Annotated in this window: 19 protein-coding genes and 1 tRNA gene; 10 read left to right on the plus strand and 10 right to left on the minus strand. The window is 71.8% G+C overall.

Annotation, left to right across the window (positions count from 1 at the left end):
- Positions 1-10: 10 nt before the first annotated feature.
- From TCUR_RS00325 to TCUR_RS00340, 4 genes are read right to left on the minus strand one after another with little or no spacing between them, the layout of a single operon-like run.
- Entirely contained in the window at positions 11-1,564 is a 1,554-nt protein-coding gene (locus tag TCUR_RS00325; protein ID WP_012850458.1) for an FtsW/RodA/SpoVE family cell cycle protein, read from the minus strand.
- The gene (locus TCUR_RS00330; RefSeq protein WP_012850459.1) at positions 1,565-3,187 is read right to left on the minus strand and encodes a PP2C family protein-serine/threonine phosphatase; all 1,623 of its coding nucleotides are present in this window, start codon (positions 3,185-3,187) and stop codon (positions 1,565-1,567) included.
- Entirely contained in the window at positions 3,184-3,684 is a 501-nt protein-coding gene (locus tag TCUR_RS00335) for an FHA domain-containing protein FhaB/FipA (RefSeq protein WP_012850460.1), read from the minus strand. The genes TCUR_RS00330 and TCUR_RS00335 overlap by 4 nt, the downstream gene beginning before the upstream one ends.
- A gap of 11 nt (positions 3,685-3,695) precedes the next feature.
- Positions 3,696-4,448, minus strand: coding sequence for an FHA domain-containing protein (locus TCUR_RS00340; RefSeq protein ID WP_012850461.1), 753 nt, complete (start codon positions 4,446-4,448; stop codon positions 3,696-3,698).
- Between the two features lie 110 nt (positions 4,449-4,558).
- Between TCUR_RS00340 and TCUR_RS00345 the strand changes: the two genes are divergently transcribed.
- Positions 4,559-4,641, plus strand: a tRNA-Leu gene (locus TCUR_RS00345).
- 1,202 nt (positions 4,642-5,843) lie between these two features.
- Here TCUR_RS00345 and TCUR_RS00350 read toward each other — a convergent pair.
- From TCUR_RS00350 to TCUR_RS00365, 4 genes are all read right to left on the minus strand, one after another.
- Positions 5,844-7,070 (minus strand): COG1361 family protein, encoded by a 1,227-nt coding sequence (locus TCUR_RS00350; protein ID WP_012850462.1) that lies wholly within the window; start codon positions 7,068-7,070, stop codon positions 5,844-5,846.
- The gene (locus TCUR_RS00355) at positions 7,067-8,092 is read right to left on the minus strand and encodes a WxL protein peptidoglycan domain-containing protein (protein WP_012850463.1); all 1,026 of its coding nucleotides are present in this window, start codon (positions 8,090-8,092) and stop codon (positions 7,067-7,069) included. Before TCUR_RS00355 ends, TCUR_RS00350 begins: the two co-directional genes overlap by 4 nt.
- A gap of 70 nt (positions 8,093-8,162) precedes the next feature.
- Complete coding sequence (locus TCUR_RS00360; RefSeq protein ID WP_012850464.1) at positions 8,163-9,161, minus strand: WxL domain-containing protein; 999 nt, start codon at positions 9,159-9,161, stop codon at positions 8,163-8,165.
- Between the two features lie 171 nt (positions 9,162-9,332).
- Positions 9,333-10,145 carry a hypothetical protein gene (locus TCUR_RS00365; RefSeq protein WP_012850465.1) on the minus strand — a complete coding sequence of 271 codons (813 nt, stop codon included), beginning with the start codon at positions 10,143-10,145 and terminating at the stop codon, positions 9,333-9,335.
- Between the two features lie 155 nt (positions 10,146-10,300).
- Between TCUR_RS00365 and TCUR_RS00370 the strand changes: the two genes are divergently transcribed.
- The 7 genes from TCUR_RS00370 to TCUR_RS00400 all read left to right on the plus strand — a co-directional run bounded on the left by TCUR_RS00370 (position 10,301) and on the right by TCUR_RS00400 (position 16,912).
- Positions 10,301-10,909, plus strand: a complete 609-nt coding sequence (locus TCUR_RS00370; protein ID WP_245536944.1) for a hypothetical protein — start codon at positions 10,301-10,303, stop codon at positions 10,907-10,909.
- A gap of 50 nt (positions 10,910-10,959) precedes the next feature.
- Complete coding sequence (locus TCUR_RS00375; protein ID WP_012850467.1) at positions 10,960-11,967, plus strand: heme/hemin ABC transporter substrate-binding protein; 1,008 nt, start codon at positions 10,960-10,962, stop codon at positions 11,965-11,967.
- A 209-nt stretch (positions 11,968-12,176) separates the two neighbouring features.
- Complete coding sequence (locus tag TCUR_RS00380) at positions 12,177-13,325, plus strand: FecCD family ABC transporter permease (protein ID WP_245536945.1); 1,149 nt, start codon at positions 12,177-12,179, stop codon at positions 13,323-13,325.
- On the plus strand, positions 13,322-14,140 hold the full coding sequence (locus tag TCUR_RS00385) for a heme ABC transporter ATP-binding protein (RefSeq protein ID WP_012850469.1): 819 nt from the start codon (positions 13,322-13,324) through the stop codon (positions 14,138-14,140). Before TCUR_RS00380 ends, TCUR_RS00385 begins: the two co-directional genes overlap by 4 nt.
- Positions 14,141-14,181: 41 nt before the next feature.
- Positions 14,182-14,499 (plus strand): DUF2470 domain-containing protein, encoded by a 318-nt coding sequence (locus tag TCUR_RS00390; protein WP_012850470.1) that lies wholly within the window; start codon positions 14,182-14,184, stop codon positions 14,497-14,499.
- A gap of 390 nt (positions 14,500-14,889) precedes the next feature.
- Positions 14,890-15,561, plus strand: coding sequence for a biliverdin-producing heme oxygenase (locus TCUR_RS00395; protein ID WP_012850471.1), 672 nt, complete (start codon positions 14,890-14,892; stop codon positions 15,559-15,561).
- 136 nt (positions 15,562-15,697) lie between these two features.
- Complete coding sequence (locus tag TCUR_RS00400; RefSeq protein ID WP_012850472.1) at positions 15,698-16,912, plus strand: glycosyltransferase; 1,215 nt, start codon at positions 15,698-15,700, stop codon at positions 16,910-16,912.
- A gap of 28 nt (positions 16,913-16,940) precedes the next feature.
- Here TCUR_RS00400 and TCUR_RS00405 read toward each other — a convergent pair whose 3' ends face one another.
- On the minus strand, positions 16,941-17,252 hold the full coding sequence (locus TCUR_RS00405; protein WP_012850473.1) for a winged helix-turn-helix domain-containing protein: 312 nt from the start codon (positions 17,250-17,252) through the stop codon (positions 16,941-16,943).
- Complete coding sequence (locus TCUR_RS00410; RefSeq protein WP_041440437.1) at positions 17,249-17,662, minus strand: hypothetical protein; 414 nt, start codon at positions 17,660-17,662, stop codon at positions 17,249-17,251. Before TCUR_RS00410 ends, TCUR_RS00405 begins: the two co-directional genes overlap by 4 nt.
- Positions 17,663-17,998: 336 nt before the next feature.
- Between TCUR_RS00410 and TCUR_RS00415 the strand changes: the two genes are divergently transcribed.
- On the plus strand, positions 17,999-18,481 hold the full coding sequence (locus tag TCUR_RS00415) for a cation:proton antiporter regulatory subunit (RefSeq protein ID WP_012850475.1): 483 nt from the start codon (positions 17,999-18,001) through the stop codon (positions 18,479-18,481).
- A 3-nt stretch (positions 18,482-18,484) separates the two neighbouring features.
- Positions 18,485-19,795, plus strand: a complete 1,311-nt coding sequence (locus TCUR_RS00420; protein ID WP_012850476.1) for a cation:proton antiporter — start codon at positions 18,485-18,487, stop codon at positions 19,793-19,795.
- Positions 19,796-19,803 lie beyond the last annotated feature (8 nt).

Consider the following 19,803-nt stretch of genomic DNA (forward strand, 5'->3'; position numbering starts at 1 on the left):
GCTCCGTCGGTCATCGGATGCTCACCACCTGGGTGAGGCCCTCGTCCTGGATGGCCTGCGGGGCGGGCTGGCGCGCCTGGTGGCTCATCCGCACCAGGATGCCGATCAGGATCCAGTTGGCCATCAGGGACGAGCCGCCCTGCGCCAGGAAGGGCGTCGTCAGACCGGTGAGCGGAATGAGGCGGGTGACGCCTCCGACGATGACGAACACCTGCAGCGCCAGGACGAACGAGACGCCCCCGGCGAAGAGCTTGAGGAAGGGATCACGGGCCGCGATGGCGGTCTTCATGCCCCGTTGCACGATCAACGCGTACAACAGCAAGATCACCATGAGCCCGGTCAGGCCGAGCTCCTCGCCCATGGAGTCGAAGATGAAGTCGCTGAAGGCCAGCGGGGTGCGCCACGGCTCGCCCTGGCCCAGGCCCTTGCCCAGCACACCGCCCTCGCCCAGCGCGAACAGGCCCTTCATCAGCTGGGCGCTGTCGGCGTACTCGCCGCCCATCCGGATGCAGGCGGTCAGCCCGGAGCCGATGGTGTTGCCGGCCTGGATGTAGGGCTCGGTGCCCGGCGCCACCGAGACGACCTTGTCGCCCACCAGGCAGCCGCCGTCGAAGTAGGGGTCGGGGTTCTGCCAGATGCTCAGCCGCTGGTTGACGTGGCCCAGGAACGGAAGCTGGGTGGCCACCAGCACGCCCAGCGCCAGCATGCCCACGCCGATCAGCACCCACGACAGCCGCTGCGTGGCGATGTAGAGCATCGACACGAACAGCCCGAAGTACAGCAGCGCGGTGCCCAGGTCCTTCTGGATGAACAGCACGCCCAGCCCGAACAGCCAGATCACCATGATCGGGCCCAGGTCCCGGGCGCGCGGCAGCGACAGCGGGCCGATCTTCTTGCCCACCAGCGACAGCGCCTGCCGCTTGTTGACCAGGTACCCGGCGAAGAAGACCACCAGCAGCAGCTTGGCGAACTCGCCCGGCTGCACCGAGAACGGGCCGATGAAGATCCACACCCGGGCGCCGTTGATCTCCGCGCCCAGCCCGGGCACGATCGGCAGCAGCAGCAGGACGATCGCGCAGGCCCCCAGCGTGTACATGTAGCGCTGCAGGATCTTGGAGTCCTTCAAAAACAGCACTGTCAGCGCGAACAGCAGGATGGCCACGAAGGTCCACTGCAGCTGGGTGCCGGCGGAGGCCAGACCCGAGGTGACCACCTTCTTGCCGTCCCGGATGGCGTCCTGGACGTCCTTGCTGGTGGACAGGTCCAGCCGGTAGATCATCGCCAGGCCGAGCCCGTTCAGCGCCACCGCCAGCGGCAGCAGCAGCGGGTCGGCGTACGGGGCGAAGCGGGCCTGGATGTAGTAGGCCGCCCCGGCCAGCACCGCCAGACCGCCGCCATAGCCGACCAGGCCGGCGGGGATCCGGCCGTCCCGGGCCAGGCCGACCTCGGCGAACGCCGCCAAGGTCATGACCATCGCGAAGATCAGCAGCGCCAGGCAGGCGGCCTTGCGCGGCTGATGCTGCACGGGTACCTGGTCGGGGAGCTGCTCGGGGGCTGAGCTCATCTACGGCCGCCTCACTCCGTCACTGGCGTTGTTGCCGCCGGGGCAGTCGTCGATGCCGCTGCCGGCGGCGTCGTCACTACAAGCCCTGCCGCGCCCGTCCAGCTCCTCCAGCTTGGCCAGGGCGGCCTGCCGGTCGCCGAACTCCAGCGTCCCGTCCTGCACCGCCTTGCGGTCGGAGGCCGGCAGTTCGGCCAGCCTGACCTGAGACTCCTTGATCCGGGTCGGCTTGCAGCCGTCCTGGCGGCTGCCCCGCATCACCGCGATCCGGTCCCCGACGGACTCCAGCGAGTACTTGCACACCTGGCTGGCCAGCTTCTTCCAGCCGTCGGCGCCGCTGAGATCGACGTATCCGGGGCTCTTGAGGTTCGACTGCAGCGCCTCCGGCAGGTCCTCCACCCGGATCGGCGGGTTGGGCTGCTGGTGCGCCGGGGCCTTGCTGTTCAGCTTCAGCCCCAGCAGGCTGTTGGGCGACCCCTTGTAGACCACCACCATGCCGTTTTCGGCCTGGGCGTAGAAGCCGTCGTTGCGCATCGAGTACACGGCGAAGGCCGCGCCCCCGCCCACCAGGACCACGAACACGCTGACCATCACGATCAGCCAGGTCCAGCGGCGGCGCGGCGCCCGCGGCGGGGCCATCGGCATCGGCTCCGGCGGGCGTCCCATCGGCTGCGGCTCGCGTCTGGGCGCCGGAGCGGCCTGCGGCGGCGGCATCTCCTCCACCGCCACCGGCGGTTGCGGCCTGGTGTCGCGCAGCTGGGCGGCGCGGCCCGCCGGGGTGTCCGAAGACGGCGGCGCCGGCGGCGGTGGCGAGCCGCCGGCCAGCTCGGCCAGCTCGCTGTGCTGGACGTTGGCCGCGGCGCCGACCGCCTGCGGGCTCTGGTTCGGCGGCGGCGCGCCCGGCGGCAGTTCGATCACATCGGCGACCACGCAGGTGATGTTGTCCGGGCCGCCGCCCCGGTTGGCCAGGTCGATGAGCTGGTGCACCGCCTGCTCGGGGTCCTGGTACTCCGACAGCACCTGGAAGATGGTCTCCGCGGTGACCACTCCCGACAGCCCGTCCGAACACAGCAGATAGCGGTCGCCGACCTTGGCCTCGCGCAGCGACAGATCCGGATCGACCTCGCCGCGGCCGTCCAGCGCCCGCAGCAGCAGCGAACGCTGCGGGTGGGAGGCGGCCTCGTCCGGGCTGATGCGGCCCTCGTCCACCAGCGACTGCACCAGCGTGTGGTCGTGGGTGATCTGGAAGAGGCTGCCGTCGCGCAGCAGATAGGCGCGCGAGTCGCCGATGTGCACCAAGGCGACCTGAGTGCCCGACCACAGCATCGCCGTCAGCGTGGTGCCCATGCCCTGCAGCGCGGGGTCGGACTCTACGATGCGGTGCAGCTTGTCGTTGGCGGCCTTGACGGTGTGCTCCAGCGCGCCCAGCAGCTCACTGGCCGGCAGGTCGGTGTCGAGCTTGCGCAGCTCGCCGATGGCGGCGGCGCTGGCGATCTCACCGCCGACATGCCCCCCCATGCCGTCGGCGACCGCGAGCAGGTGTGCGCCCGCGTACGCCGAGTCCTCATTGCCCTCGCGCAGCATGCCGACGTCGGAGCGTGCGGCGTATCGGATTCCTATGGTCATGGGCGCAACTCGATGACGGTCTGTCCGATACGGATCGGAACTCCGGGGGGGACGGGCGTGGGCTGATTCACCCTGTTACGACCGAGGTAGGTCCCGTTGGTCGAGCCGAGATCTTCCACGATCCACTGACCGTTCTGCGCGTAAAGCCGGGCGTGCCGGCTCGAAGCGTAGTCGTCGGCGACCACGATCGTGGCGTCATTGGCGCGACCGATGGTGATGGGCACACCGGGCGACAGCTCCATGGTCAGGCCGGCCCGGTCGCCCTGGGTCACCACAAGCCGGCGCGGCCCGGCCGGCTGGGGGGGCCGCCGGGATCCCTCCGGGCGCTGCCGCGGACGGGCCGTGCGCCGGGGAGCCCGGGCACGACCCGCCGCCCGGGCCGCGGCCTTGGAGGAGCCGAACATGTCGGCCCGGATCACGCCGACGGCCGCGATGACGAACAGCCACAGCACCGCGAGGAACGCCAGCTTGATCAACGTGAGGGTGAATTCGGACATCGGAGTGGGGGCTACTCCCTATCGCGGCGGAACACGAGAGTGGTCCGGCCCATCGTGACCCGTGCCCCGTCGACGAGAGTCACCCGCCGGATGGGATTGCCGTTCACGAAAGAGCCGTTCGTCGACCCTAGATCCACCAGGACGACTTCGGGACCCTCTACGCGAATCTCGGCGTGATGACGTGAGACCCCCGGGTCGACCAGGCGAAGATCGCAGTCGGTGCCGCGGCCGAGCAACGTCACCGGCGTGGTGATCTCATAGGTCTGCTGGGTGCTGGGCCCGACGTCCTGCGCGGTGGTGACCAGCAGCCGCGGCCGGCCGGGGAACCCGCCAGTGCGCCCCTGCGGGATGTCGCTGGCCGGCTTGCGGATCTCGCCGCCCTCGACGATGGCCCCCCGAACCACCCCCGAGCGGATCCGGAACAGCCCGGTGGCCAGATCGCCGGCGCTTTCGAACCGCACCTGCACCGGTCCTACGAAGGAGTAGCCCTGCTCCTTGGCGTACTCCCGGGCCAGGTTGGCCAGCTCCTGGCTCAGGCTGTCGGCGTAGACCGCCAGCCGCTGGCTGTCGGCCTGCGAAATCTCGACGACGAAGTCGTTGGGCACCAGTGTGCGCCCGGCCGCCACGATGGCGGCGCGCTCGTCCATCTCCCGCTGTACGGCGCTGGCCACCTCGACCGGCTGCAGCTCCGACTTGAACGCACGAGCGAAGGCACCCTCCACCATGCCCTCAAGACGTCGCTCGAAGCGCTGTAGGACACCCACGGGCACCTCCTTTCTCCACTGGTAGACGATCGTATCCGTGCTCTGGTTCGCAGGAAGTATCCGTGTGGCGAACCAGTGCCCGGACCGTGCTAATCTTTTCGAGCAACCCCGGGCGGGTGGCGGAACGGCAGACGCGCACGGTTCAGGTCCGTGTGTCCGCGAGGACGTGAGGGTTCAAATCCCTCCTCGCCCACTTCGAGCGTAGGGCCAGTGTGGTCGGCGGTGGTACCGCCTTCCCCGCTGGCTCTTCGTCGTGTTGGCCCGGGGGGACGACCCCCCGGACCCCCCGCGTGTGGGGGCTTCGCCCCCACGCCCCCGGTCCGTCGGGGTTCTGTTCTCCCCCCTTGATGTGGAAGGTGCCGCGGGCGGGGGTTTTGTGCCGGATGAAGAGCTGTTTGATGCGGGCTCCTTTCTGATCTTTGTTGGTGATCTTCGGGGGGCTGCTGTCGCCGGGTTTGGGTCTCCCTTGTCGTTGTGAAGAGCCGGGGCTTGGAGCGTTGGGGATCTCTGTTGCCTGGTGGGCTGTGGAGATCCCTGTTGTCTTGTGCGGCTGGTGGGGTGATTCGCTTTGGCGGGGGCGGTTGTTTGCGGGCTGCTCGTTAGTGCTGGTTGGGATGGGGCTTGACGGTGGGTCTCGTTGTGCCTCCTTTTGAAGATGGGGGTGGCGGTCTCAGGTTATGCGTCGCGCCTGGTCGTGGTGGGTGGCTCGAAGGTTTGGAAGCTCTTCCCACTGTCTCGCGAGAAGAAAGCCGTGACCAGGGGTCTGGGGGATGTGGATAACCCTTCATGGAGAGGGCTGACCTCTGGGGGAGCGGGTGGCCGGTAGGGGCGTGCGGGTGTGGGAGTCGTTGTGCGGGGGCGGGAGCGGTGGTGCGGGGCGGCCGGGGCGTGGGTCGGGGCTGATCACGTTGCCTGTGGCCGGCTGGGGGAAGGCGCGTTCTGCTTGCCGCGTCAGGGGGGCGGGGAGCGAAGCGGCTTCCGGCGGTTTGGGGTGGGATGTTCGGGCCGTCTCGGTGATGCGCTCGCCGGATTTCCCGCCGGGGTGGGGATGCGTCGTTCGGCGGGAAAACGGTGCGCTGCCCTGAGCTTGTGGTGTTGGGTGGGTCGGTGAAGATTCGGCGAAGGTGGACGCCTTACGTCGGCAGGTATTTTCTGAAGCTGGTTTTTGTGTGTTGGGTTGGTGCCGCCGGTTGGTGATTCACGGTTCGGGGGCGATGACCGAATGGAACGCCGGCCCGGGCTGTGCTGGTGCAGCGTGTGGGCCGGCGTGCGGATGTTTTTGGGTTCGAGGGTTATGTGGTCTCCCTGAGAGCCTGTCGGTTTACGGGCTGAGGGCTCGGTGAGGTGGCGGGGCCTGCTCAGGGTCGAGTGACCGTTCACGGGTGGGGTGCGCGGTCACGGGGAGGTCTTTTCCGGCTGCTGTACGGGTTGGTCCTTTTGAACTTTCGGGAGTCGCTGCGTCTGCTCGGAAGCGGCCGCCGGCGCGGACGCATCGCCGGGCAGGCCGGGGGCCGAGGTGGTGAACAGCAGGGCCGGGAGGGGGACGTCGAGGATGCGGCTCAAGGCCAGCAGGTCGTCGGCGTCCAGGGAGCAGGAGGGGTTGGCCGGGTCCAGGTCGGCCGGGGTGCGGGGGCGGCCGGTCAGGGAGCCGAGGGAGGAGGCCACCTGCTCGGGGGACAGGTTGCGGGTCTGGCTCCACCAGGCGACGTTGGCGGCCACGGCCTGGTTCATCGTGCGGGGCGGCAGGCCGGTGGCGGTGAGGGCGGCCGGTGGACGGCGGAGCGCGTGCTTGCCGCGGCGGGCGGTCAGGCCGGTCAGCGGGAGGACGAGGGCAGCCAGGACGGGCAGCGCCCACGGGTAGGAGGAGGTGTGCGCGGTGAAGGAGATGGGCTCGTCCAGGCCGGTGATCTCGCCGCGGACGGTGTAGCGGCCGAAGGCCGGGGCGCCCACCGAGAAGGGAATGGCGTAGGTGCGCTCCTGGCCGGGGGCCAGCGTGCCCAGGGCCGGGGCGGTGATGGGCTCGGTGGGCTCGGGGCCGCGTCCCACGGTCAGCGACAGCGGCGGGTCGGTGAGGGTGGCGGTGCCCTCGTTGCGGAGGGTGACGCGCAGGGTGCGGTGGGCGGTGCCGCCGAACCACGCCTCGCCCGGGCCGCCGCCGGTGACGGTGACCTTGGTGGCGGTGAGCTTGCGGGAGGAGCCGGCGGCGGTGGCGGTGCGGCGTTCCGCCTCCGACAGGGTCGGCACCCCGCTCACCTTGATGGGGACGGTGCGGGCGGTGCCGCCGGAGACCGGGCGGACGGAGACCACGCACGGGCAGCCGATCGGGGGCTTGCCGACGCTGAGCATGACCGTGGCGGTCCTGCCCTCCTGGACGTAGGTGCTGGCCGAGGAGGCCACGGCGCAGTCCACCGTGCCGCGCAGGCCCTCGTTGCCGCACAGCTCGACCAGCACGTTGCCGGCCGGCCAGCCGACGAGGCGGACGGTCAGCGTCTGGCCCACCTTGACCGTGGTGCGGTCCAGGCGGATGGCCGGCTCGGCGTGGGCCGGGGCGGCCGGCAGGGCCAGCAGCGCCACGGCGGCCAGCGCTCCGGCGCGCCGGGCCCTGCGCAGGAGGGACTTCACCGGGCGTACCCGGAGCGGCGGCGCCGGGCGTACAGGACGGCGGCGAGGAGCAGCAGGACGGCGGTGAGCGGGAGCCATGGGATGTTCCAGATCGAGGACTTGCGGATGATGGGTCGGGCGGCCAGCGGGGCGCCGCTTTGGGCGTCGGTGGGCGACAGCCGGATCGAGGAGGTCAGCCGTCCGGCGGGGAGGATGCCGTCGAGCTCCTCGCTGAAGGTGTAGCTGTTGCCGGGCAGCAGCTCGGGAACTTTGCGCGCGGCCTGCTCGCCCAGCGGCAGCCCGAAGGGACCCTGGGCGCGGATCCTGGCCAGGGCGGTCACCCGGATGTTGCCGGTGTTGCGGACCGTGTAGGTGACCTTCATCCGGCCGCTGCCCACGGGCGGGGCGGAGTACTCGGCGCGCAGGTCGGAGATCTGCAGCGAAGGCGTGATGGGGCCTTTGACGCGCAGGTAGATGCGGGCCGCCACGCGCCGGTCGACGTTGACGAGCCGGCCTTTGGCGTCGGTCTCCTGCTGGGTGATCGAGGCGATGACGCCTCCGCCGTGGTCGCCGGGGGTGGCCTGGTGGGGCACGGTGAGCGTGAACGGCACCCGGACGGTCCTGCCGGCCTTGACGCGCTGGACGCCCCGGTCGAACTTGACCCACGTGCCCACGTCGGTCGGCTGCCGGTCGGCGGTCAGCAGGGCGAAGGAGCCGTCGGCGGTGTTGAAGGCGTCGGTGGCGTAGACCCGGAACGTCAGCGTCCGGTCGCTGAGATTGGAGATGGCCACCTCGTCCTTGATCGTCTGTCCGGGCGAGGCGTTGTAGACGAAGTAGTCGCGTCCGCTGGGGCCTTTGGGACCGACGGGACGCACCGCCCAGGTCATCCCACCGGCCCGGGGGTCGGGGGCCGTGCCCGGACGGCCCGCCGTCGGGACGGCGGCGGAGACCTCGGCGGGGGCGGCGGCCGATGCGGCCGGGGAGGCGGCGGCGAGGAACGCCGTCAAGGCGAGGCCGGCTGTCAGGGCGGCCGTTTTGGTCATGTGCGGGCTCCGCCGAAGATGCCGGGTGGCGCCGTCCCGGGCGTCCGGGACGGCGCCACGGCCGGGGGTTTCAGGACAGGGTCAGGGTGAGGGTGCCGGTGTAGGTGCCGGTGGCCACACCGGCCGGGATGAGCAGGTCGAGCGCCGCGCCGGCCTCGAAGACACCGCCGCTGCTGCCGCCCTCCGAGGAGGCCAGGGTACGGGCCACGTCCAGGCCCCGGACGGCCGGCCCCGGGGTGACCGTGGCGTTGGAGCCGTCGTTCACCACCGAGGCGGTGGGGGTCCAGCCCATGTTGGCGGCGGGAATGATGTCCCCCTCGGCGGAGGCCAGGTCGCTCATCTGGCCGACCAGGCTCCAGCCGGCGTCGGTGCCGCGGGCGTCGGTGACGGTGGCCTTGTTGAGCCGGCCGGTGGCGTTGCCGCCGGGGGCGGCGTCGCTGAGGGTCACCTCGGTGCCGGCCACCGACAGGGTCAGCGCGCCGGTCCGGGTGACGTTGGCGATGATCACCTGGTCCTTGCTGTCGCCGGCCGGGGGCTGCCCGCCGCCGTTGTCGTCGCCGCCACCGGGGTTGTCGCCGCCGACGAACGTCACCGGGATGGCGGTGTCCTGGCTGCGGTCGGGCAGGCCGTGCGCGGCGAAGGTGAGGATGTAGCACTGGGTGACCAGGCAGTCGACCTGGTTGCCGTCACCGTCGGTGTAGCGGGCCTTGATGCCCGTGAGGGTGATGTCGAAGGTGCCGTCGGCGTTCATCTTGGCCTGGCTGGGGCTGCCGGAGGCGTTCTTGTGCACCCACTTGGTGGCCTGGAAGGCGTTGGCGTTCAGGTACCACTGGTCGCCGTTCTTGGGGCCGAAGGACACGTAGATGCCGAAGCCGTTGTTGGCGTTGGGGTCGAAGCCCGAGCCGACGACGCGGATGTCCTGGCCGTCGGGGTTCAGCTCGCTGGTCGGGGTGACGGTGATCGAGGGGCCGGCCGCGGCGGCGGGGGTGGCCGCCAGGCTGAGCCCGAGCAACCCGGCGCCGGCCACGACGGCGGTGGCGCGGGTGAGCCGCCGGAGGTTGAACTTCATGTGGTTCTCCTTAACGGGGGGTACCGGCATGCGGTCATGCCGGAGTCGGGGGTATGCGGGGCCGCTGCCGGGCGGACGGCCGGTCGTGGCGTCGGCGGGCCGGGAGAGCGGGAGCGGCGGGGCCGTGCCGCCCGCGGTGGGCTCACCGGTCCGCCGGGGTCGGCCGGAGGGTCAGGTCCGGCGGAGCCTGCGCCGGATGATGAGCCGCCGGGCGGTGAGCCCGGCTGCCACCAGCACGGCGGTCGTCAGCCAGAACGGCCAGGGGGATTGGGCGGGCGGTCCGGAGGCGGTCTGCCGGAACGGCTGGACGGCCAGCGGCGTGGCCGCTCCGGCGGCCCCCGCCGCCGGCGCCGCCATGCCCGGGGACGGCAGGGGGGAGGCGCTGGAACCGGTCAGGGCGCCGGTGGAAGGAGAGGCGCTCGACCCGCCGCCCGGCCCGGTGGAGCCGCCGGAACCCGAGCCGCCGGAGCCGGGGTTGTCCGGGTCGGAGCCTCCCGGGTTCGGGGAGTCCGAGCCCTTGAAGGACACCGGGATGAGGGTGTCCTGGCTGCGGTCGGGCACCCCGTGGGCGGCGAAGGTCATCACGTAGCAGCGGGTGCGGGTGCAGTCCACGGCACGGCCGCTGCTGTCGGTGTAGCGGGCCTTCACCGTCAGGCTGACTGAGAACGTTCCAGACGGGCTCATGCGGGCCTGGCCGCTGCCCGCACCGCCCGGGTGCACCCACAGCGCGGCCCCGTAGTTGCCGGAGTTGGTGTAGTAGTCGGCCCGGCGGGGGCCGAACACCACGTACACGCCGAACTTGTTGTTGCGGTTGGGATCGAACCCCGAACCTGAGACCGATATGGTCTGTCCGTTGGGGTCGAGCCCCGTTGATGGGGAAACGCGCAGGGAGGCTGCGGCGGCGGGCTCGGCCAGGGCGAGCAGGCCCGTGCCCGTGACGGCCACCATCGTGGCCGCGGCGAGGGCACGCTGGAGCCGGCCCATGACGATCCTCCTTAGGTAAGCCTCACCTAAATCAGATTAGGCATGCCTAAGCTAAGGTATTGGTCCATCCAACGTAAAGAGGACACGCGACATCAAACGCTACGACGGCTGGATGGACAATGAAAACGTTCGCGACCTCCATCACAGTAGGCGTCTTGGGCCTGAGTGTATGGACAGCGCCACTCGCCAACGCCGACGGCTCCTCGGTCACCGGGCCCCAGGGGCAGACCCTCACGGTCTCCAAGGCCGCCGGCCTGTCCCCCGACGGCGAGAAGATCACCGTGACCGGCCGGGGGTATGACCCGAACAAGGGCATCTACGTGGCCTTCTGCAAGGACAACGGCCCCGACAAGGCCCCCTCGCCGTGCGGCGGCGGCGCCGACACCTCCGGCAGCACCGGCGGCTCGGTGTGGGTGTCGTCCAACCCGCCGCCCTACGGCAAGAGCCTGGTCGTCCCGTACGGGCCGGGCGGCTCGTTCGAGGTCACCATCAACGTATCGCCCAAGATCTCCGACGAGGTGGACTGCACCAAGACCAAGTGCGTGGTGGCCACCCGCGCCGACCACACCCGCAGCGGCGACCGCACCCAGGACGTGCGCATCCCCATCGCCTTCGACGAGGGCGGCCTGCCGGTGCCGCTGATCGCGGGCGGCGCGGCGGCCGTCGCCGTCATCGCGGTCGCGGGCGGGGCGCTGCTGATCCGTCGTCGCTCTCGCGCCGCGGCGGCCGCTCCGGCGGACGGCGGCGCCGGGGGCGACCGGTGAGCCGTGGGCCGCTGCGCGGGAGCGGCGGCCGAAGGAGAGCGCGCGCCGTCGTGGCACTCGCCCTGCTGGCCGGGCTGGGGCTGAGCGGATGCGCGGCGGGCACCGCGCCCGCCGCCGGCGGCGGCCAGGACCCGGCGGCCGGGTGCGGGCCGTCGTCGATGAAGGTCTCCTACGAGCCGGACCCGATCGAGCCTGCGCCCACTCCCAAGCTGCCGGTCACGGTGAAGTCCGCCGACGGCCGCAAGGTCACCGTGCGCAGCGCCGACCGCATCCTGGCGGTCAACATGTACGGCTCGATCGCCGAGATCGTCTTCAGCCTGGGCCTGGGGGACCGGCTGGTCGGCCGGGACGCCTCCACCACCTTCGCCGCCGCCCGTGACCTGCCGCTGGTGACCGTCAACGGGCACGACCTGTCGGCCGAGGCCATCTTGCGGCTGAACCCCACCGTGGTGCTCACCGACGCCGGGATCGGGCCGGCCGAGGTCCTGGACCAGCTGCGCGCCTCGGGCATCCCGGTCGTCCTGATCGGCGACGAGCAGACCCTGCCGGCCGTCGGCGAGCACATCACCGAGGTCGCCGCCGCGCTGGGCGTCCCGGAGGCCGGCCAGAAGCTCAAAAAGCGGGTCGATGAGGAGATCGAGTCGGCCAGAAAGCAGGCCCCGTCCGGCGGTGAGCCGCTGCGGGTGGCGTTCTTGTACCTGCGCGGCACCGCCGGGGTCTACCTGATCGGCGGGCGGGGCGCCGGCTCGGACGCGCTGATCGAGGCGATCGGCGCCGTCGACGCCGGGTCGGCCGCCGGGCTGACCGAGTTCCGGCCGCTGACCAGCGAAGGCATGATCAACGCCGCACCCGATGTGATCTTGGTGCTGACCGCCGGGCTGAAGTCGGTCGGCGGCGTGGACGGCCTGGTCAAGCTGCCCGGCATCGCGCAGACCCCGGCCGGCCGCAACCGCCGGATCGTGGACGCCGACGACGGCACGCTGCTGACCTTCGGCACCCGCACCGGCAAGACCATCAAGGCCCTGGCCGACGCCGTCTACCGGCCCTGTGAGTCGTGATGTCGCGTCCATCGACGATGCCCGGGCCCGCGGAGGGCGCGGACGCCACCGGAGAGCCGGCCGCCAAGCCGTCCGTCCGGGCGGTGGACGGCGCGGGGCCGGCGGGTGCCTTGCAGAACTCGGGGCCGAGAACGCCCGAACGGGCCATGAGCGGGGTTTCAGGCGGCCCGGTCGCGGACGCGTCCGGCCGGGCCGTGGGGGGTGAGGTCGTGAACGGCGTGGAGCCGGGACGTCTTTCGAAGGGAACGGTCGCGCCCGCGGCCGGGCCGGCGACGGAAAAGGGCGGGCGGGCGCAGCAGGCGCAGGTCGCCGCGGCCAAGGGGGGCGTGCTGCGCGGCGGGCTGCTGATCGCCGTGCTGGCGGTCGCGCTCGGCGCGATGATCGTCGTGGCGGCGAGCCTGGGGCAGGTCAACATTCCGCCGGCAGAGGTGCTGGGGTCCATCGCGCACCGGCTCGGGCTGGACATCGGGCCGCTGCCGTCCGGGCCGCAGGCCGAGAACGCGCTGTGGGTGGTGCGCTTTCCGCGCGTTGCGCTGGCCGCGGTCACCGGGGCGGCACTGGCCTGCTCGGGCGCGGTGATGCAGGGGGTGTTCGGCAACCCGCTGGCCGAGCCCGGCGTCATCGGGGTCTCCTGGGGCGCGGCGGTGGGCGCGGCCACGGTGATCGTGTTCGGCCTGAACGCGTTGGGCAACTGGACGGTCGTGCTGGCCGCCTTCGCGGCCGGGATGCTCACCACGCTGCTGGTCTATGCGATGTCCCGGCAGGGGGGACGGACCGAGGTGGTCACCTTGCTGCTCACCGGCATCGCGGTGAACGCCATCGCCACCGCGGCGCTGGGCCTGCTGATGTTCATCTCCAGCAGCGACGCGCTGCGCTCCATCACCTCCTGGCAGCTGGGCAGCCTGGCCTCGGCGACCTGGCCGGCGGTGGCGACCGTGGCGCCGTGCGCGCTGGCCGGGATCGCCGTCTCCTGCGCCTGCGCCCGCAGCCTGGATGTGCTGGCGCTCGGCGAGCGGGTGGCCCGGCAGCTGGGCGTGGACGTGGAGCGGCTGCGCTTCACCGGCATCGTGATCATCGCGTTGACCACCTCGGCGGCGGTGGCCTTCAGCGGGATCATCGCCTTCGTCGGGCTGGTGGTGCCGCACCTGATCCGGATGGCGATCGGCCCGGGGCACCGCACGCTGATCCCGGCCAGCGCGCTGGGCGGGGCGGTGCTGGTGGTCACCGCCGACCTGGTCGCCCGCACCTCCATCCCCTACCAGGAGCTGCCGCTGGGGGTGCTGACCTCGCTGGTGGGCGGCCCGTTCTTCTTCTGGCTGCTCCGCCGCACCCGCAGCAAGTCGGGAGGCTGGGGATGATCGCGCTGCGCCGTCGGCCGCGGCTGCCCGAGCCCGCCGCACCGGGCACGGTGGCGCTGTCCGCTCGCGGCCTGGCCGTCCGCAGGGAGGGCCGCACCGTGCTGTCGGGGATCGACCTGGAGGTCCGCCACGGCGAGATGCTGCTGCTGGTGGGCCCCAACGGGGCGGGCAAGTCCACCCTGCTGGGAGCATTGTGCGGGGACATCCGGCCCGCCGAGGGCCGGGTGACGATCGCGGGCCGTCCGCTGGAGTCGTGGACGGCGCGCGAGCTGGCCATGCGCCGGGCCATGCTGCCCCAGCACCATGCGGTGGCGTTCTCCTTCACGGTGGCCGACATCGTCCGGATGGGCCGCTCGCCGTGGGTCGGCACCCCGCTGGAGGAGGAGGACGAAGAGGCCGTGCAGCAGGCCATGCGCGAGGCCGACATCGACGCCTTCGCCGACCGGCCCTTCACCGCGCTGTCGGGCGGCGAGCAGGCGAGGGCGGCGCTGGCGCGGGTGCTCGCCCAGCGCACCGCGACGCTGCTGCTGGACGAGCCGACCGCCGCCTTGGACATCAGGCACCAGGAGCTGGTGTTCACGGTGCTGACCGCCCAGGCCGCCGCCGGCCGGGCGGTCGTGGCGGTGGTGCACGACCTGGACCTGGCCGCCACCTACGCCGACCGGGTCGCGGTGCTGTCGGGCGGCGCCGTGGTGGCCTGCGGGCCGCCGGCACAGGTCCTCACCGCGCCGCTGCTCAGCGAGGTCTACCGGCACCGCATCGAGGTGCTGCCGCATCCCCGCACGGCCCGTCCGGTCATCCTCCCCGAGCGATGACGAGCGGGCCGCCGGATGAAACCCCAGGAAGGAATGAGGACGTGGAGCAGGAACCGTTCACCCCGGACGTGGTCGAGGCGATCGCCCGGCACATGAACGACGACCACGCCGAGGACTCGGTGCTGATCGTGCGGGCGCTGGGCGGGCAGCCCGAGGCCACCGCCGCGGTGCTGACCGGTCTGGACGCCGACGGCGTGGACTTCTCGGTGGAGGTGGAGGGGCGGACCGTCCCGGTGCGCATCCCCTGGAGCAGGCGGCTGACCGAACGCTCCCAGGTGCGGGTCGAGGTGGTGCGGATGTACGACGAGGCGCGCAAGGCGCTGGGGCTGCCCCCGCGGGAGCAGAACCGTTCGCACTGAGACCTTTTCGGTGCGCCGTCTCCGCAGGTCGCGTGCGGGCCCCGGCAGGGCCCGCTCCCGGCGTCGGAGACCGCGCGTTTGAGGGGGCACAGCGTCCGTCGCCGGCGAGCCGGGACGGGGGCGCCCGCCAGGGTCCTCGTCCCGGCCGGCTGGAGATCTTCCGGAGGAGGGGGCCGGGTCTTCCCGCCGGGAACGGCCCCTCTACCGTTGCCGGGGGCGCCGTAACCCGGTCGCGGTCGTCGTTTCTTCAGCGTCCGGCCGGTCCGCATCGCCGGATCGGCGGGCGATTCGGACAGAAAGTTCCGATAAAAATGATCAGACCTCTTCCGTAGATCCTTAGGCAAGGCTAACCTAAACTCGCTTGATCTGCGGTTTCTAAGGGAGGGGCCAGTGGGCGAAGCGCGCCCGGAGAGCACTTTGGAACGTTTCTCGATCCGGTTGCGGGCGGCCACCCGCACCGATCACAGTGACAACGAGCACTCGGCCTACATGAGCGCTCTGCTGGACGGCCGGCTGGCCCGCGAGCAGTACGCCGCCCTGGTCGGGCAGCTCTACTTCGTCTACGACCTGCTGGAGCAGGCCGCCGACCGGATGCGACGGGACGCGGTGGCCGCCTCGTTCGACCTTCCCGGGCTGCGCCGCCGTGAGGCCCTGAAAGCCGACCTGGAGTTCTACTACGGGCCGGACTGGGCCGAGCGCGTGCAGGCCAACGACGCCACCCGCCGCTACTGCGACCGGCTGCGCGAGGTGTGCTTCGACTGGCCCGGCGGGTTCGTGGCCCACCACTACACCCGCTACCTGGGCGACCTGTCCGGCGGGCAGGCCATCGCCACTCTCGTGACGCGGACCTACGGCCTCAGCGACGACGACGGCGTGCGCTTCTACCGTTTCGCGGAAAAGCCCAAGCACCTCAAGGACCGCTACCGGCAGCTCCTGGACGAGGCGCCCTGGGACGAGCCCGAGCGGGCGCGGATCATCGAGGAGGTCAAGGTCGCCTACCGGCTGAACGCCGAGCTGACCGCCCGCCTCGCCCACGACCTGCGCATCGACCCCGCCGCCTGAGGAGGGGCGGGCCCACCGGCGGGTTTCAACGAAGACGGGGCATGGAAAACAGCACCTCATCGGGCCGAGATTTCACGCTGGGTGCCTGACCGATCGCCTCACGTGCGGGCGCCCACGGTTGCCGAGTGAGGCCGTCATGCATGTGCTCCGTCTGTGTCCGGTGTTCGAGCCCCCGGCCACCGCCCTGCTGGGGCGCGGCGCGCGCTTTGCTCCGATCGGCGGCATGCACAGCCACACCGCGCAGCTCACCCGGGCCCTGGACGAACTGGGCGTCCGGCAGACCGTGGTCACCACCCGTCCCCCGACCGCGCCGGCGGTCGCCAGGCTGGGACGGCACTGCCGGGTGGTGCGGCTGGGGGCGTCGGGACCGCTGTCCCGCCACTGCTACGGCCCGGCGGCCTGGCGGCGGGCCCCGACCCTGGTACGGGGCGTGGACCTGGTCCACGCGCACCTGGGCGAGGACCCGGTCGTCATGCCGCTGGCCCTGCGCACCGCGGCGTGCGCCGGGGCGCCGCTGGTGGTGACCGTTCACCACAGCCTGCAGCACACGCTGCGGGTGAGCGGGCCCCGGTCGCTGCTGCTGAAAACCGTCGGCGGAGCGCTGGAGCGGCGCCTGCTGGAACACGCGGACGCGGTGATCACGCTGACCGAGCGGCTGCACGACCTGCTGCCCGGCGACGCCGTTCACGTCATCCCCTCCGGGCTCGGTCCCGAGTTCACCGCGCGATCGCCGGCGCGGACATGGCGGATGCCGGACGGCGATGCGGTGCGTCCCAGGCTCGGCTATGTGGGCAGGCTGCAGGCCCACAAGAGCGTCGACGTCCTGCTGCGGGCCTTCGCGCTGCTGGGCGGCGACGGCGGGCGCCTGCTCATCGTCGGGGACGGGCCGCAGCGGCCCCGGCTGCGGCGGCTGGCCGGCCGGCTGGGGATCGCCGAACGCGTCACCTTCCTGGGCGCCCTGTCCCACGACCAGATCCCGGCCGTCCTGCGCACGCTGGATGCGGTGGTGCTGCCGTCCCGCTGTGAAGAGTTCGGCTCGATCCTGCCGGAGGCCATGCACTGCGGCGTCCCCGTGGTGGCCACCCAGGTCGGCGGCATCCCCGAGCTGATCGAGCACGGCCGCAGCGGGCTGCTGGTGCCGCCCGGCTCCCCGGCCCGCCTGGCGGACGCGCTGCGCCGGCTGCTGGGCGATCCCGGGCTGGCCGCCGCCATGGCCGGCCGCGCCCGCCGTCGGGTCCGCGGCCACACCTGGGACCGCCTGGCCCGGCGCGTGCTGAAGGTCTACCAGTCGGTCCTCACGACTCCGGCGCCACAGCCCTTGCCCGCGTCCAAAGTCGTTCCGATCAAATGACGGCACGCCTCCCGAAAAGGACCGGCCGCTATGCCGGTGGGCTCAAGGCGCTGTCGACGATCTCGCGCAAGGCGGCGCAGTGGGAGGCGAAGGCGGAGCGTCCGGCGGGGGTGAGGGAGAGCCAGGTGCGGGGGCGCTTGCCCACATATCCCTTGGTGACCTTGACGTAGCCGGCCTTCTCCAGGGTGGAGACCTGCTTGGACAGCGCCGAGTCGGTGATCTCGACGGTGTCGCGGACGAAGGCGAACTCGGCCCGGTCCGCGGCGGCCAGCGTCGCCATGACCGCAAAGCGCACGGGCGCGTGGATGACCTCGTCGAGCCGGTGCCGGGGGTGGTTCATCGCCGTCCCTCCAGACGGGCGCCGAGGAAGGCGGGCAGGGAGACCACCACCGCACCGGGCAGCCACCACAGGAGCTCGCCCTCGAACCAGAGGACGCCGGGCATCAGCACGGCGGCGTAGAGAACCGCCCAGCTGGCGATGATCATCGCGTGCCGGCGGGCGAACCCGTGCCGGCTCACCGGCTGGCGGACGGCGTAGGCCGACAGTGCGGCGACGACCGCGCCCCACACCGCGACCGACGCGGCGACCCCGCGCGGGCCCAGCCCGAGCAGAAGGGTCGCCACGAAGGCCCCGGCGCCGTAGATCTGCAGGTAGCGGACGTACCAGCGGGAGCGGCGGCGCACCCGGCGCTGCAGTGTCTCGGCCCGGGTGAGCGCGGCGCCGGCGGCCTCGGCGTCGATGTTCGGCATGACCATCCCCTTGCTCTTCGGCGACTATGTGATTCTAAGAAAGTACTTTCCAAAGTGGCAAGTACTTTCCGTGCAATGTCACGCCCGGCGCCGCCACTGCATTCGCTGAATTGTTTGACCAGGTCATTACTCTCAAGCAGCAGCCCAATGGCCGGGCGGGTCCACCCGGCCACAGGCGGGGGACCGGTCGGGGTTCATGCGGGGGCCGCTGCACAGAGCCCTGGTGCGACGGCGGCCGGAAGCCGGTTTGGGCTGGTTGGCATGGCGGAACCGGGCTCTGGAATCATGGCCGGCGCTCGGGCGAGACATGATCGGCCCGGCTCGGAAGGAGAGACAGTGGACGTAGAACGGACGGCGCTGCCCGGCATCGGGCTGCAGCATGTGTTCACCACCCGCCGGGGGCGGCAGATCGGGGTGGTCTCACACCGCAATGGACAGCGGGACCTGGCCGTCTACGACAAAGAAGACCCCGACACCTGCGTGGTGATGGTGAAACTGACTCCAGAGGAGGCGAACGTGCTGGCGGAACTGCTGGGGACCGAGCGGGTGGTGGAGCGGCTGGCCGAGCTGCACCGGCAAGTGGAAGGGCTGGTCACAGAGCAGATACCGATAACAGCGGGCTCCCCCTACGACGGCCGCACCCTCGGCTCCACTCAGGCCCGCAGCCGGACCGGCGCCTCCATCGTGGCGGTGGTCCGGGACGCCCAGGTGATCGTCAGCCCACGCCCCGACTTCGTGTTCGCCGCCGGTGACAAGGTCGTCGTCGTCGGCACCGGAGAGGGTACGGCTGCGGTGGCCCGTATCTTCTCGGACGGGTGATCGATGCATTCGGTCGCCGTCCAACTCATAGAACTCGGTGCGATCATCCTGGCGCTGGGGCTGCTCGGCTCCATCGCCGTGCGTTTCTCCATCTCGGCCATCCCGCTGTACCTGATCGCGGGCCTGGCGTTCGGGTCCGGCGGGATCCTGCCGCTGACCGACAGCGAAGAGTTCGTCTCGCTGGGCGCCGAGGTCGGAGTCATCCTGCTGCTGTTCACCCTGGGGCTGGAGTACTCGGCCGACGAACTGGTCGGCACACTGCGCACCTCCGCCCCGGTGGGCCTGGCGGACCTGGTGCTCAACGCCGCCCCCGGCGTGATCGTGGCGCTGCTGATGGGCTGGGGCCCGGTGGCGGCGCTCGCGCTCGGCGGCGTCACCTACGTGACCTCCTCGGGCATCACCGCCAAGGTCATGGGAGACCTGGGCTGGCTCGGTAACCGCGAAACCCCCGCGGTGCTGTCGGTGCTGGTCTTCGAAGACCTGACGATGGCGGTCTACCTGCCCATCCTGACCACCGTGCTGGTCGGGGCCGGGCTGGCCGCCGGGGCCCAGAGCCTGGCCATCGCGGCGGTGACGGTGGCGGTGATCCTGTTCATCGCCCTGCGGTACGGGACGGCGGTGGAACGCTTCGTCGCCAGCCCCAACGACGAGGTGCTGCTGCTGAAGGTGCTGGGGCTGACCGTGCTGGTCGCCGGGCTGGCCCAGCAGCTGCAGGTGTCGGCCGCGGTCGGCGCCTTCCTGGTGGGCATCGCCCTGTCGGGGCCGCTGGCGCACACCGCCCGCGAGATCATCACCCCGCTCAAGGACCTGTTCGCGGCGGTGTTCTTCGTCTTCTTCGGCCTGCACACCGACCCGGCCACCCTGCCCCCCGTGCTGGGCGTCGCGGCACTGCTGGCCGTGCTGGGCATCGCCACCAAGCTCGGGACGGGCTGGCTGGCGGCCCGCCGCGCCGGGGTCGGCCTGAAGGGCCGGCTGCGCGCCGGCGTCTCGCTGGCTCCGCGCGGCGAGTTCAACATCGTCATCGCCGGCCTGGCCGTCTCCGGCGGGGTCGATCCGCGGCTGGGCGCGCTGGCCGCGGCCTACGTGCTGATCCTGGCCATCGCCAGCCCGCTGCTGGCCCGGTTGGCCGAGCCGCTGGCCCGCAAGATCGAAGGCCGCGGCAAGCCGCAGGCGCAGATCGACGAGGACCTCCCGCCGGAGATCCCCGTCCCGGCCCCCGCCCTCGACGATGCGGCCGGGAAGGCCGCCTCCGGCACCGAAAGCGGCGACGAGGAACCCCGGGACGACGTCAAGGAGGCCAAAGAGGTCACCTGAGGCCCCGC

This window comes from Thermomonospora curvata DSM 43183, assembly GCF_000024385.1.
GTDB lineage: Bacteria > Actinomycetota > Actinomycetes > Streptosporangiales > Streptosporangiaceae > Thermomonospora > Thermomonospora curvata.